We start from the raw sequence: 13,728 nt of genomic DNA, 5'->3' as shown, positions 1-13,728 counted from the left end.
TGGGGTGGAGAGGTCGGGGCGGTGCGCCGGTGCGCGGTCCGGTCAGTCGGCGGTCGTGGTGTGTGCGGCGTTGCGGATCCGTCGCAGGCGGTGCAGGAGGAGGTCCGCGCCGGTGCCGAAGTGGTCGTGCAGGGCGCGGTACTCGTGGAAGAGCGCGTCGTAGGCGTCCGCCCGCGCGGGGTCGGGTACGTACGCGTGCCGCTGGACGCTTCCCATGGCGCGGGCGGCGGAGCGGACGTCGGGATAGGCGCCGGCGGCGACGGCGGCGTGGATGGCCGAGCCGAGTGCCGGCCCCTGTTCGGAGGTGCCGAGGGAGACGGGGCGGCGGAGCACGTCGGCGTGGATCTGCATGAGGAGGGCGTTCTTCTTCAGGCCCCCGGTGACGATGAACTCCTCGACGGGAACCCCGCCGTCCTCGAACGCCTCGACGATCATCCGGGTGCCGTAGGCGGTGGATTCGAGCAGAGCCCGGTAGACGTCCTCGGGCCGGGTGTCGAGGGTCAGTCCGGCGATGACTCCGGACAGGTGATGGTCGACCAGGGTGGAGCGGTTGCCGTTCATCCAGTCCAGGGTGACCAGGCCGTGCGCGCCGACCGGCTGTCCTGCGGCCTTGCGGGTCAGGAGCTGGTGCAGGTCCTCGCCCGAGGCGGTGGCCTCGGTGCGGTAGTGGTCCGGGACGCCCTGTCGGAGCCACCAGGCGAAGATGTCGCCGACCGCGCTCTGACCGGCCTCGTAGCCGTAGGCGCCCTCGACGATGCCACCGTCGACGACGCCGCAGATGCCGGGGACCTCGGCGAGGGTGGCACCGTTGAGGACGTGGCAGGTGGAGGTGCCCATGATGGCCAGCATCCGGCCGTTCTCCACAGCGCCCGCCGCGGGCGCGGCCACGTGGGCGTCGACGTTGCCCGCGGCGACGGGTACGCCTTCGGGGAGGCCGGTCCAGTGGGCGGCCCGGCTGCTCAGGGTGCCGACGCGGGAGCCCAGTGGGGACAGGGGGTGCTCCAGGCGCGTGGCGGGGAAGTCGGCGAAGTCCGGGTGGAGTCGGGCGAGGAAGTCGGGCGAGGGGTAGGCGCCGTCCTGGTGGATCCCCTTGTAGCCGGCGGTGCAGGTGTTGCGTGACTCGGTGCCGGTCAGTTGCCAGACGATCCAGTCGGCCGCCTCGATCCAGCGGGCGCAGGCGGCGTAGACGGCGGGGTCCTCCTCCAGCACCTGCAGGGCCTTCGCGTACTGCCACTCGGAGGAGATCTTGCCGCCGTACCGTGCGATCCACTTCTCGCCCCGTGCGTGGGCGAGGGCGTTGATGCGGTCGGCCTGGCCCTGGGCCGCGTGGTGCTTCCACAGTTTGGGCCAGGCGTGGGGGCGGTCGGCCCATTCGGCTGTGAGGGCGAGGGGGGTGCCGTCCGGTGTGGTCGGCAGGACGGTGCAGGCGGTGAAGTCGGTGGCGATGCCGATGATGCGGGTGGGGTGGACTCCGGCGTCGGCGACCGCCGCCGGGACGGCGGTGCGCAGGACGTCGCGCCAGTCCTCCGGGTGCTGCAGGGCCCAGTCGGGGTGGAGGGGGGCGCCGGTCCGCGGGAGACGGTCCTCGATGACGGCGTGGCGGTACTCGTGGACCGCCGAACCGAGTTCGGCACCGTCCCGGACCCTGACCACGACGGCACGCCCGGAGAGGGTGCCGAAGTCGACTCCGATCGTGCAGGCCTCGGGATCGTGGCGGTCCGCAGGGCCGGAAAGGGCGTGTGTGGTCACGATGCGGTCTCTCCTCGTGGGCGGGGGGCAGAGAAGCGCCCCCGCTGATTGTTAGCGCTCATATTGGGGTTCGACAAGACCCACGTGCACTTCCGTCGAACTCGGTAAGGGAAATGGCCCGTCGGAAGTGAGCGCTCACTTTCACGGTCGCAGGACAGCCCGGCGCTCCGCTTCCGGCACGGTCGGCAGGGAGCGGGGCGGCGGGCGGAGGGCTGCGCGGGCGGGACGCCACGCGGTCGGGGCACCGCGGGGGCAAGGCGCCGCACAGGCAGGGCGCCACGCGGGTGAGGTGCCGCGCAGGCAGGGGCCCCGCGCGGGCGGGACCACACCCCCGGCACCGGGGGGCGGACGGGAAGACGACCCTGGCGCCGGGGCGGACGGCAATGCCGCCTCGGCGCAGGCGGGCCCGGCGGAACGGCGACCCCGACGCCGACCAGCGGACGGGAATGCCGCCTGGGCGCCCGCGCCGGACCGGCGGAACGACGACCCCGACGCCGACCAGCGCACGGACCTGTCGGAGACGGTCACAAGCACGGCGGCGGAAGCGGAAGCCGCCGGTCGTCTGAGACGTCACCGTAAGGACGCGAGGCCGGCGGCGCCAGCGGCGGTCGCGTCAGGCGTCGCTCGAAGGGCGGGTGCTGGCGCGCATGATGAGCTGCGGTTCCACCAGGAGGTGCTCGGCCTTCCGGGCGCGCCCCTCGATGTGGTCCACCAGGAGCCCGATGCTCCGGCGCCCGATGGTGGTGAAGTCCTGGCGGACCGTCGTCAGCGGCGGCGGGAAGTACTCGGCTTCCGGGATGTCGTCGAAACCGGCGACGGCCACCTGTCCCGGAGTGCGGATGCCGGCTTCGCGCAGCGCCCGCAGGAGACCGAGCGCCATCTGGTCGTTGGCGACGAAGACGGCGGTGACCGGGGTCGCTCCGCGACGGGCCAGGACGAGTCCGGCGAGTTCCTGCCCCGCCCGGTACCCGGACAGCGGGCTCCAGTCGCCCGCCAGTACGCGTGGCGGGCGGATGCCGCTCTCCTCCAGGGCGGCGCGCCAGCCCTCGGCGCGGGCCTCGCTCTCCAGCCAGTCGTCGGGGCCTCCCACGTGCCAAACGGTGTCGTGCCCGGCGGCGAGCAGGTGTTCCGTGACGAGGCGGGCGCCGAGCTCCTGGTCGAGGGAGACTCCGGGCAGGTCGAGCTGGTGACCGCCCTCCACGGTGACCACGGGGAAGGGCGCGGCGAGTTCGGCGAGCGCCTGTACGTGCGAGCGCTGGGGGGTGATGGCGACGACACCGTCCACGCCCCATGACGCGAGGTGGTCGATGGCGTCCTTGAGTCCCTGTCCCTCTCCGGTGCGCAGGTTGACGGTGGAGACGAGGTAGCCCTCGTCCCGCGCCGCTTCCTGAACACCGGTCAGGGTGCTGGCCGGGCCGTAGAGGGAGGTGTTGACCGCGATGACGCCCAGGGTCTTCGTGCGGCGCGTCACCAGCGCCCGTGCGGCGGAGTTGCGCCGGTAGCCGAGCCGCTCGATGGCCAGGGTGACCTGCTCGCGGGTGGCCGCACGCACGTTGGGGTGGTCGCTCAGCACCCGGGAGACGGTCTGGTGGGAGACGCCCGCCTCTTTCGCGACGTCGGCCATCGTCGGCGGGCGGACGTCTTCCGCGGAATGTGCCACGTTTGCCTCCCTTCTTTCCGCTCACGGCTGTGTATCGATGTGAGAAAAAGCCTAGCGCCTCTTGTATCACATCGGTGTGAGCGCTAACAATCTAGCTCCACCGGGGCTGCCGGGCCCCGGCTGCCACGTCGCGACGAGCTCTTCCGGTGGTGCGAGGACACGCGCTGCCGCCGAGCCCGTTCCGGACCGAACAGAACGCCCTCGACGACGGGATTGCCAGGTAACGCCCATGAAGAAGCTCCGAGCCGCGTCCGCCCTCCTGACCGTGACCACCGCTTGTGCCCTGCTCCTCACCGCCTGCGGGCAGAACAGCGAGGGAGGGAGCCAGGAGTCGAAGGCCGAGAAGGACCTGACCATCGGCATCGCCATGCCCACCAAGTCCTCCGAGAGGTGGATCGCCGACGGCCGGAACATGACCGAGAGCCTGAAGAAGGCCGGTTTCTCCACGACCCTGCAGTACGGGGAGGACGACCCCGACCAGCAGGTCGCCCAGATCGAGAACATGATCACCCAGGGCGTCGACGCCCTCGTCGTGGCCGCCATCAACGGTGAGGCCCTGTCCAACGTCCTCCAGCAGGCGGCGGACGCCCACATCCCGGTGATCTCCTACGACCGGCTCATCCTGGGCTCCGCGCACGTCGACTACTACGCCTCGTTCGACAACGAGAAGGTCGGCGAGCTCCAGGCCACGTACATCGTCGAGAAGCTGGGGTTGAAGGACGGCTCGAAGAAGGGCCCCTTCAACATCGAGCTGTTCGCCGGGTCCAACGACGACAACAACACCAAGTACTTCTTCAACGGCGCCATGAAGGTGCTGAAGCCCTACCTCGACAAGAAGCAGCTGGTCGTGCGCTCCCAGCAGACCCAGCTCAGCCAGGTCACCACCCTGCGGTGGGACGGCGGGACGGCGCAGAAGCGCATGGACGACCTGCTGACCTCCTCCTACTCGACCGCGCGGGTCGACGCCGTCCTCTCCCCCTATGACGGGATCTCCATCGGCATCCTGTCCGCCCTGAAGTCCGACGACTACGGGAGCGCCGCGAAGCCGTTGCCGGTCGTCACCGGCCAGGACGCGGAGGTCGCCTCCGTGAAGTCGATCATCGCGGGTCAGCAGACCCAGACCGTCTACAAGGACACACGGGCTCTCGCGCAGGTCGCCGCGAACATGGTGCGTGCCGTACTCGACGGCAAGAAGCCGGAGATCAACGACGACACCACGTACGACAACGGCAAGAAGGTGGTTCCGGCCTACCTGCTCGACCCGGTCAGCGTCGACAGGTCGAACTACCGGAAGGTCCTGGTCGACTCCGGCTACATCGACGCCGAGGAGCTCCGGTGACCTCGGCCGCGGCTCACCGTTCCTCTGCCTCCGCACCGGCCCCGCTCCCGGCCGGCCCCGTCCTCCGGATGCGCTCCATCGTCAAGACCTTCCCCGGAGTCAGGGCACTGTCCGACGTGACCCTGTCCGTGGAGCGCGGCGAGGTCCACGCCCTGTGCGGGGAGAACGGTGCCGGCAAGTCGACCCTCATGAAGGTCCTGTCCGGCGTCCACCCGCACGGCACCTACGAGGGCGAGATCCTCTTCGACGGCGAGCCGTGCCGTTTCAAGGACATCAGGGCCAGCGAGCGGCGCGGCATCGTCATCATCCACCAGGAGCTCGCACTCGTTCCGTACCTGTCGATCGCCGAGAACATCTTCCTGGGCAACGAACCGTCCCGACGGGGGATCATCGACTGGCGTCGAGCGCTGCGGCGTGCTGCGGAACTGCTCGGACGCGTCGGCCTCGACGAACATCCCGAGACCCGGGTCGCCGACATCGGGGTCGGCAAGCAGCAACTCGTGGAGATCGCGAAGGCGCTGGCGAAGGACGTCCGGCTGCTGATCCTCGACGAACCCACCGCCGCCCTCAACGACGAGGACAGCGCCAAGCTGCTCCAACTGATGCAGGAGCTGAAGGGCCAGGGCATCACCTCGATCATCATCTCGCACAAGCTCAACGAGATCGCCCGGATCGCCGACTCCGTCACCATCCTGCGCGACGGGCGTTCCATCGAGACCCTGGACGTCAGGGACCCGGCCACCACCGAGGAACGCATCATCCGCGGCATGGTGGGACGGGACCTCGACAGCCGCTTCCCCGACCGCGCCCCGTACGGGGGCACGGCCGGGACCGACCCCGCCCTGGAGATCCGGGACTGGACCGTGCGCCACCCCCTGGACCGCGGCCGCAAGGTCGTCGACCGGGTCTCGCTCCAGGTCCGCCGCGGGGAGATCGTCGGCGTCGCCGGACTCATGGGGGCCGGCCGGACCGAACTGGCGATGAGCGTCTTCGGCCGCTCGTACGGGCGTTACGAACAGGGCTCCGTCCTCAGGGACGGCCGTGAGGTGCGGACCCGTACGGTTCCCGAGGCGGTCGCCCACGGCATCGCGTACGTCACCGAGGACCGGAAGCACTACGGTCTCGACCTCGGGGACTCCGTGAGCCGGAACATCTCACTCGCGTCCCTCGGCGCGCTGGCCCGGCACGGCATCGTCGACGGGCACGAGGAACGCAAGGTCGCCGAACGGTACCGGCGGACCATGAACATCAAGGCGCCGAACGTCCTGGAGCCGGTCGGCCGCCTCTCCGGCGGCAACCAGCAGAAGGTCGTTCTCAGCAAGTGGATCCTGTCAGGACCGGACGTCCTCATCCTCGACGAACCCACCCGCGGAGTCGACGTGGGAGCCAAGTTCGAGATCTACACCGTGATCAACCGGCTCGCCGCCGAGGGCAAGGCGATCCTCCTCATCTCCTCCGAGCTCCCCGAACTGCTCGGCATGTGCGACCGCATCTACACCATGGCCGCCGGACGGCTGACCGGCGAAGTCGCCCGCGAGGACGCCACGCAGGAAGTGCTGATGCGGCACATGACGCAGGACCCTCCCCCACCGCCGGCGGGCACGGCGGGCACCACCCCCAGCGAAGGACACCAGGCATGAGCACCGACGTCAGCACGAACACCACGACAGCGTCGCCCCCGGGCGGCGACGGCACCCCGGCCGCCGGGGCACCGGTGGTCCGGGTCCTCCTGGACGGCGTCCGGCGGAACATGCGCCAGTACGGGATGCTCTTCGCCCTCGGCCTGATCGTGCTCCTGTTCCAGATCTGGACGGGGGGCGACCTCCTGCTGCCCCGCAACGTCTCCAACCTGGTGCTGCAGAACAGCTACATCCTCATCCTGGCCATCGGCATGATGATCGTCATCATCTCCGGGCACATCGACCTGTCGGTGGGCTCCCTGATGGCCCTCGTGGGTGGCGTCGGGGCCGTCCTCATGGTCGAGCACCGTCTCTCCTGGCCCGTCGCGGTGCTCCTCACCCTCCTGCTGGGAGCGGTCGCCGGCGCGCTGCAGGGGTTCTTCATCGCGTACGTCGGCATACCGTCGTTCATCGTGACCCTCGCCGGCATGCTGCTGTTCCGCGGGCTCACGGAGATCTTCCTCAAGGGGCAGACGCTCGGCCCGTTCCCGGACGGGCTGCAGAAGGTCGCCAACGGCTTCCTGCCGGAGGTGGGGCCTCGGACCAACTACCACAACATCACCCTGCTCCTGGGCCTGGGGCTGATCGTCTACGTGGTGTTCCAGGAGGTGCGGGACCGCCGGCGCCAGCGGGAGTTCACACTGGAGACCCTGCCCACGGGCCTGTTCGCCCTGAAGGTGACGGCGTTGGTCTCCGCCGTCCTGGTCACGACGCTCCTGCTCGCCAGCTACAAGGGCGCGCCGGTGGTCCTCCTGATCCTGGCCGTGCTGCTGGTCGGTTTCGGTTACGTGATGCGCAACGCCGTGATCGGGCGCCACGTGTACGCGATCGGGGGGAACCTGCCCGCCGCGAAGCTGTCGGGGGTCAAGGACAGGAAGGTGACCTTCGCGGTGTTCCTCAACATGGGGATGCTCGCGGCGCTCGCCGGGCTCGTGTTCGCGGCGCGCTTCAACGCGGCCTCGCCGAAGGCGGGGGTGAACTTCGAGCTGGAGGCCATCGCCGCAGCGTTCATCGGCGGGGCGTCGATGAGCGGTGGCGTCGGCACCGTGCTGGGGGCCATCATCGGCGGCCTGGTCCTCGGTGTGCTCAACAACGGCATGAACCTGGTCGGGGTGGGGACCGACTGGCAGCAGGTCATCAAGGGACTCGTGCTGCTCGCCGCGGTCGGCTTCGACGTGTGGAACAAGCGCAGGGCGGGCGCCTGACCTCGCTCCGGACATGCTGGTGCCCGCCGGCGCTTTCGTCGGCGGGCACCACCATGTCCGGATGTCCTGCCCGCGATCAGTCGCGGGTGCTGAACCGCAGGACGGTCGTCGACCGGTACTCGTCGCCGGGGCGCAGCACCGCGGAGGGGTCGTCGGGGCGGTTCGGGGAGTCGGGGAAGTGCTGGGTCTCCAGCGCGATGCCGGCGCCCGCCCGGTACGGCGTGCCGCTCTTTCCCACGACGGTTCCGTCGAACTGCCCCGCGGTGTAGACCTGGAGGCCCGGCTCGGTCGTCAGCACCTCCACGCACCGGCCCGTGGCCGGGGCATGGAGAAGGGCGGCCCGCCGCAGCATGCCGCTGTACGGGCTCAGGACGAAGTTGTGGTCGTATCCACCGCCCGTGTGCAGGGGCCGGCCGCCGGGGCGGGCCAGTGCCTCGGCGATCCTGAGCGGCTGACGGAGGTCGAACGCGGTGCCGTCGACGGGGCGGTGGTCCCCGCGGGGGATGAGGTCCGCGTCGACCGGGGTGAAGTGGGCCGCCTCGACGGCCAGTTCATGGTCGAGGATGTCGCCCGCGCCCTCGCCGTCGAGGTTGAGGTAGGCGTGGTTGGTGAGGTTGACCAGGGTGGCGGCGTCGGTGACCGCCGTGTAGGAGAGGGTCAGTTCGCCGTCCCGGCCGATGAGGATGCCGACGGTGACGTCCAGGGTTCCCGGGAACCCCTGGTCACCGTCGGGACTGCGGAGGTGCAGCAGCACACCGGTCCGGTCAGGGGAGTGCACGCCTTCCGCTTCCCAGATCCGGTTGTCGAACCCGTCGGTCCCGCCGTGCAGACAGTGGCCGTCGGCCTGGGTGGTGAGCTGGTACGGCTCGCCGTCCAGGGTGAACCTGCCGTGCGCGATGCGGTTGGCGTAACGGCCGACCGTGGCGCCGAAGTACCGGGCGCCGGTCGCCGTCAGCGCAGGGTCGCGAGGGGCGAGGACGATGTCGGCCGGGGTGCCGTGCCGGTCGGGCACCCACAGACCGTGGAGACGAGCGCCGCGGGTGTGCACCTCCGCCACGAGCCCGTCGGGAAAGCCGAAGGTCCAGCGTTGCCCGGTGACCGTGCTGGGACGGCAGGTCGGCGGGCCTCCGGCGAAGGGGGGCGGGGACGGGTTCATACGGGGTCCTTGTTCGCAGGGGACGCGGCCGTGACGTGGATTGCTCACTCCCCCCGGCGGGATCCGCCGAAGAGACGCTGGAGGAGGATGAACACGAACAGCAGGCCGCCGATGACGATGCGGGTCCACCAGGAGCTGAGCGTGCCCTGGAAGCTGATGATGGTCTGGATCAGGCCGAGGACCGTCACGCCCAGCGCGGTCCCCAGGACGAAGCCGGAACCTCCGGTCAGCAGCGTCCCGCCGATGACGGCGGCCGCGATGGCGTCGAGTTCCATGCCGACGGCGTGCAGGGCGTAACCGGACAGCATGTAGAAGGTCAGGAGCAGACCGCCGAGGGCGGAGCACAGGCCGCTCACGGCGTAGACGGCCACCTTGGTGCGTCCCACGGGCAGGCCCATGAGGCGGGCGGAGGACTCGTTGCCGCCCAGGGCGTAGACGGTACGGCCGAAGCGGGTGTGGTGCAGGACGAGGAAGGCGAGCACCAGCACCACCAGGGCGACGACCACGCCGATCGAGACGAACAGGCCTCCGGGCAGGAGGACCCGGGTCTGGGCGATGCGGGTGGTGGCCGGGTCGGTGAGGGAGATGGACTCCGTGCTGATCATGTAGCAGAGGCCCCGTGCGAGGAACATGCCCGCGAGGGTGACGATGAAGGGCTGGATCTCGAAGGCGTGGATCACCCAGCCCATCAGCGCGCCGCCGCCGGCGCCGACCAGCAGCACCACCGGCACGGCCAGGGCGAGGGGCAGACCGTTCAGTTCGACGAGCCAGGCCGTCAGCATGGTCGAGAGGGCCACCATGGAACCCACGGACAGGTCGATGCCGCCGGTGAGGATGACGAACGTCATGCCGATCGCGACGACGAGCAGGAAGCCGTTGTCGACGAGGACGTTGAGCAGGACCTGCGCGGAGAAGAAGCCTTCGTACTGGACGGAGCCGATCGAGAACATCGCGATCAGGAGGGTGGCCGTCACCACGAGCGGCAGGCGGGCGGCGTGCCGGGCCGAGAGCTGGTGGAGCGGCTTGGTGAGGGAGGCGAGGGTGGTGCTCACGGGTGGACCTCCTGCTTGCGGGCTCCCCTGTCGCCGGCAGCGGTGGCCGGGGCTGCCGGTCCGCGACGGCGTGAGAGCCGCGCGCGGAACGCGGACGACTGGACGAGACACACGACGATGACGACCAGGGCCTTGAAGACGAGCGTGGTCTCCGGCGGTACGCCGAGGGTGTAGATCGTGGTCGAGAGGGTCTGGATGATCAGCGCGCCCAGCACCGTGCCGCCGAGGGAGAACCGGCCGCCCGTCAGAGCGGTGCCGCCGATGACCACGGCGAGGATCGCGTCCAGCTCGATCCACAGGCCCGCGTTGTTGCCGTCGGCGCTGGAGACGTTGGAGCTGATCATCAGACCGGCCACGGCCGCGCATACGGCACTCGCGACGTAGACCATGACCAGGATGCCGCCCGCCCTGATGCCCACGAGCCGGCTCGCGACCGGGTTGCCGCCCACTGATTCGATCAGCATGCCCAGCGCGGTCCGTCGGGTGACGAGGGAGGTGACGGCGATGAGCGCCGCGGCGAGCAGGACGGCGAAGGGCAGGGTGAGCCAGTAGCCGCCGCCGATCATCTTGTAGGCGCTGCTGGACACGCTGATGATCTGCCCGTCGGTGATCAGCTGCGCCACGCCGCGGCCGGCGACCATGAGGACCAGGGTGGCGACGATGGGCTGGACGCCCAACCGGGCGACGAGGCAGCCGTTGACCAGTCCGATCGCGGCCGCGACACCGACCGCCACCGCGACCGCCGACAGGACGGTGCCCAGGCTGCCGGGATCCTCGGAGGTCGCGATGTGCTCGCACGCGAGGGCGCCGGCGATGGCCACGGTCGAGCCGACCGAGAGGTCGATGCCCCGGGTGGCGATGACCAGGGTCATGCCGAGCGACACCAGGATCAGGGGGGCGCCGAACTGGAGGATGTCGACGAGGCTGCCGTACAGGTGGCCGTTCTGGACGCGGACGGCGAAGAAGTCGTGGGTGAGGGCGACGTTCCCCAGCAGCAGGGCGGCGAGGACGGCGGCGGGCCAGAACAGCCGGTGCTCGGTGAACCGCCGGGCACCGGCCGCCGGACGCGTTCCGGCGCCCGTGTCGTCAGGTGGGGTCATGAAGTGGCTCCGGTGGCTATGGCGCCCAGGATCCGGTCGGGCGTCAGAGACGGGTCGTTGGGGAGAGTGGCGACGAGCCGGTGGTCACGCAGTACGCCCACGCGGTGGCTCAGGCGCAGCACTTCCTCGAGTTCGGCGGAGATGAAGAGGACCGCGGTGCCTTCCGCGGCCAGGCGGGTGACCAGTTTCTGGATCTCCGTCTTGGCGCCGATGTCGATGCCCCGGGTGGGTTCGTCCAGGATCAGCAGCTCGGGGTCGGTGAGCAGCCACCGGGCGAGAAGTACCTTCTGCTGGTTGCCTCCGCTGAGGTTGCGGACCTGGGCCTCGGGGGCGGCCGGGCGGATGTCCAGCACCTCGATCCACCGGGCGGCGATCTCGTCCTGCCGGGCGCGGGAGAGGGGTCTGATCCAGCCCCGTGCGGCTTGGAGGGCGAGCACGATGTTCTCGCGGACCGTGAGTTCGCCGATCAGGCCCTCGGCCTTCCGGTTCTCCGAGCAGAAGGCGATTCCGCGGGCGATCGCGGCCCGCGGGGATCGCAGCACGGCGCGTCGGCCGTCGATCCGGAGCTCGCCTCCGTCGGCGTGGTCGGCTCCGAAGAGCAGTCGGGCCGCCTCGGTGCGTCCGGAGCCGAGGAGTCCGGCGAGGCCGATGACCTCGCCGCGGTGGATGTCCAGGTCGTAGGGCTGGACGGAACCGGTCCTGGTGAGCCCGCGGGCGCTCAGGAAGGGCGCGTCCGTGGGGTCGGAGGTCGCGGTGGTACCGGTGTGCGAGGTCTCCGCCAGTTCGTCGAGAGTGCGCAGTTCGCTGCCGACCATGCGGTGGACCAGGGTGACGGGGGTCAGCTCGTCGATCCGGTACTCGCCTTCGAGCCGTCCGTTCCGCAGGACGGTCACCCGGTCGCAGAGGTCGAAGACCTGGTCGAGGAAGTGGGTGACGAAGAGGATCGCTACGCCTCGGTCACGTAGTCGGCGCACCAGGGCGAACAGTTGGGCCACCTCGTCCCGGTCGAGGCTGGAGGTGGGTTCGTCGAGGACGAGGACCTTCGCCCGGATGTCCACGGCCCGTACGATCGCGACGAGTTGCTGGACGGCGAGGGAGTGCGCGCTGAGCGGCAGCCTGACGTCGAGATCGAGTTCCAGCTCGGTGATGAGCTGCGCCGCGCGTGCGTGGAGGGCCGACCAGTGGACCAGTCCCAGGCGTCGGGGCTCACGGCCGATGAGGATGTTCTCGGCGACCGAGAGGTTGGGGCACAGGTTCACCTCCTGGTAGACCGTGCTGATCCCGGCGTGTTGCGCTTCCAGCGGCTCGGCGAAGCGCTGGGGGCGTGCGTCGACGGAGATCGTTCCCGCGTCGGGCGGGTGGACCCCGGTGAGTACCTTGATGAGGGTCGACTTGCCGGCGCCGTTCTCCCCCATCAGCGCGTGGACCTCGCCCGGGAAGAGGCGCAGGTCCACGCCGTCGAGGGCGAGGACTCCGGGGAAGGCCTTGCGGATGCCGCGGGCCTCCAGGACCGGCCGGTCGGTGCGGGTACGCGCGGTGGGGGTGGGTGGGGCTGCCATCCGCCCTCCTCTCCTGTCGGGGGGCGGCTCGTGGGCCGCCCCCGGTCCGGTGCGGGCGGAAGGTCAGTACTGCCGGCCGGGCAGGGCGGCCGCGGCCTGGTCCTGGGTGAAGACGCCCTCCTTGACCTCGACCCTTCGCGGGACGCTCTCCCCCGCCGCCACCTTCTTGGCGAGTTCCATGAGCTGGTCGCCGAGGAGGGGGTTGCACTCGACCACCACGTTGATCTTCTTCTGCTGCATGGCGACGAAGGCGTCCTTGATGCCGTCGACGGAGATCACCTTGATGTCGACGCCCGGCTTCCTGCCCGCTTCCTCGATGGCCTGGATGGCGCCCAGTGCCATGTCGTCGTTGTGGGCGTACAGGACGTCGATGTCCTTGTGGGACTTGAGGAAGGCCTGCATGACCTCCTTGCCCTTGGCACGGGTGAAGTCGCCGGTCTGGGAGGCGACGACCTTGAACTTGGGGTCGCCCTTGACGGCCTCGGCGAAGCCGGCCTTGCGGTCGTTGGCGGGCGCGGAGCCGGTGGTGCCCTGGAGCTCGACGACGTTGACCTGCGCGGAGGTTCCCTCGTACTCCTTCACGAGCCACTTGCCGGCCTCCTGCCCCTCCTTGACGAAGTCGGAGCCGAGGAAGGTCTGGTAGAGGGAGGTGTCCGCGGAGTCGACCGCGCGGTCGGTGAGGATCACCGGGATGCCGGCGCTCTTGGCCTCCTTGAGGACGGTGTCCCAGCCGGACTCCACCACCGGGGAGAAGGCGATGACGTCCACCTTCTGCTGGATGAAGGTGCGGATCGCCTTGATCTGGTTCTCCTGCTTCTGCTGCGCGTCGGAGAACTTCAGCGTGATGCCGGCCTTCTCGGCCGCCTCACGGACGGACTTGGTGTTGGCGGTACGCCAGCCGCTCTCGGCGCCCACCTGCGCGAACCCCAGCACCAGTTTTCCGTCGGAGGGGCCCTTTCCGGCACCGCCGGTGCTGCCGGTGGTCGCTGGTTCAGTGGTGCAGGCGGTGAGCACACTGCCGGCCAGAGCAGCGGCGGCGATGATGCGAAGGGCTCTGTGGGCCATGTCGTGTTTCCTCTCGAAACGTGCGTGACACCGAGGCGGAACCGTGAAGGCGACGGGCCCGGTGGAGGTGTGGCTGCGCGTGGGACGGTGGCTGCGGGCGAGCGGGTGAAGCGTCGGCCCCGGCGATCGGCGGGCTGGCGAACGCGACACATTGTGAGCGCTAA

General features: G+C 70.1%; 10 protein-coding genes. 3 read left to right on the top strand and 7 right to left on the bottom strand.

Annotation, left to right across the window (positions count from 1 at the left end; translation table 11 throughout):
• Nucleotides 1-42: 42 nt before the first annotated feature.
• Nucleotides 43-1,749, bottom strand: a complete 1,707-nt coding sequence (gene araB, locus ABZ567_RS30810; protein WP_360796257.1) for a ribulokinase — start codon at nt 1,747-1,749, stop codon at nt 43-45.
• 613 nt (nt 1,750-2,362) lie between these two features.
• Nucleotides 2,363-3,409: a LacI family DNA-binding transcriptional regulator gene (locus tag ABZ567_RS30805; protein WP_360796254.1), complete on the bottom strand. Its 1,047-nt coding sequence runs from the start codon at nt 3,407-3,409 to the stop codon at nt 2,363-2,365.
• A gap of 229 nt (nt 3,410-3,638) precedes the next feature.
• On the opposite strand from ABZ567_RS30805, the gene chvE reads away from it, so the two are divergent.
• From chvE to mmsB, 3 genes are all read left to right on the top strand, one after another.
• Nucleotides 3,639-4,748 carry a multiple monosaccharide ABC transporter substrate-binding protein gene (gene chvE / locus ABZ567_RS30800; RefSeq protein ID WP_360796251.1) on the top strand — a complete coding sequence of 370 codons (1,110 nt, stop codon included), beginning with the start codon at nt 3,639-3,641 and terminating at the stop codon, nt 4,746-4,748.
• A 68-nt stretch (nt 4,749-4,816) separates the two neighbouring features.
• Nucleotides 4,817-6,388 (top strand): multiple monosaccharide ABC transporter ATP-binding protein, encoded by a 1,572-nt coding sequence (gene mmsA, locus ABZ567_RS30795; RefSeq protein ID WP_360796319.1) that lies wholly within the window; start codon nt 4,817-4,819, stop codon nt 6,386-6,388.
• Nucleotides 6,385-7,632, top strand: a complete 1,248-nt coding sequence (mmsB, locus tag ABZ567_RS30790) for a multiple monosaccharide ABC transporter permease (RefSeq protein WP_360796248.1) — start codon at nt 6,385-6,387, stop codon at nt 7,630-7,632. The genes mmsA and mmsB overlap by 4 nt, the downstream gene beginning before the upstream one ends.
• 76 nt (nt 7,633-7,708) lie before the next feature.
• Here mmsB and ABZ567_RS30785 read toward each other — a convergent pair whose 3' ends face one another.
• The 5 genes from ABZ567_RS30785 to ABZ567_RS30765 all read right to left on the bottom strand — a co-directional run bounded on the left by ABZ567_RS30785 (nt 7,709) and on the right by ABZ567_RS30765 (nt 13,564).
• The gene (locus tag ABZ567_RS30785) at nt 7,709-8,788 is read right to left on the bottom strand and encodes an aldose epimerase family protein (RefSeq protein WP_360796246.1); all 1,080 of its coding nucleotides are present in this window, start codon (nt 8,786-8,788) and stop codon (nt 7,709-7,711) included.
• 44 nt (nt 8,789-8,832) lie between these two features.
• Nucleotides 8,833-9,840: a galactofuranose ABC transporter, permease protein YjfF gene (gene yjfF / locus ABZ567_RS30780; RefSeq protein WP_360796243.1), complete on the bottom strand. Its 1,008-nt coding sequence runs from the start codon at nt 9,838-9,840 to the stop codon at nt 8,833-8,835.
• Entirely contained in the window at nt 9,837-10,940 is a 1,104-nt protein-coding gene (locus tag ABZ567_RS30775) for an ABC transporter permease (protein ID WP_360796241.1), read from the bottom strand. The genes yjfF and ABZ567_RS30775 overlap by 4 nt, the downstream gene beginning before the upstream one ends.
• Nucleotides 10,937-12,499, bottom strand: coding sequence for a sugar ABC transporter ATP-binding protein (locus ABZ567_RS30770; RefSeq protein WP_360796238.1), 1,563 nt, complete (start codon nt 12,497-12,499; stop codon nt 10,937-10,939). Before ABZ567_RS30770 ends, ABZ567_RS30775 begins: the two co-directional genes overlap by 4 nt.
• 63 nt (nt 12,500-12,562) lie before the next feature.
• Complete coding sequence (locus tag ABZ567_RS30765) at nt 12,563-13,564, bottom strand: ABC transporter substrate-binding protein (protein ID WP_360796235.1); 1,002 nt, start codon at nt 13,562-13,564, stop codon at nt 12,563-12,565.
• Nucleotides 13,565-13,728: the final 164 nt, after the last annotated feature.

It is taken from the genome of Streptomyces sp. NPDC016459 (assembly GCF_040632845.1).
In the GTDB taxonomy this organism is placed as follows: domain Bacteria; phylum Actinomycetota; class Actinomycetes; order Streptomycetales; family Streptomycetaceae; genus Streptomyces.
The sequence above is the reverse complement of the archived record's forward strand: the minus strand, read 5'-3'. Positions and strand labels throughout refer to the sequence as shown.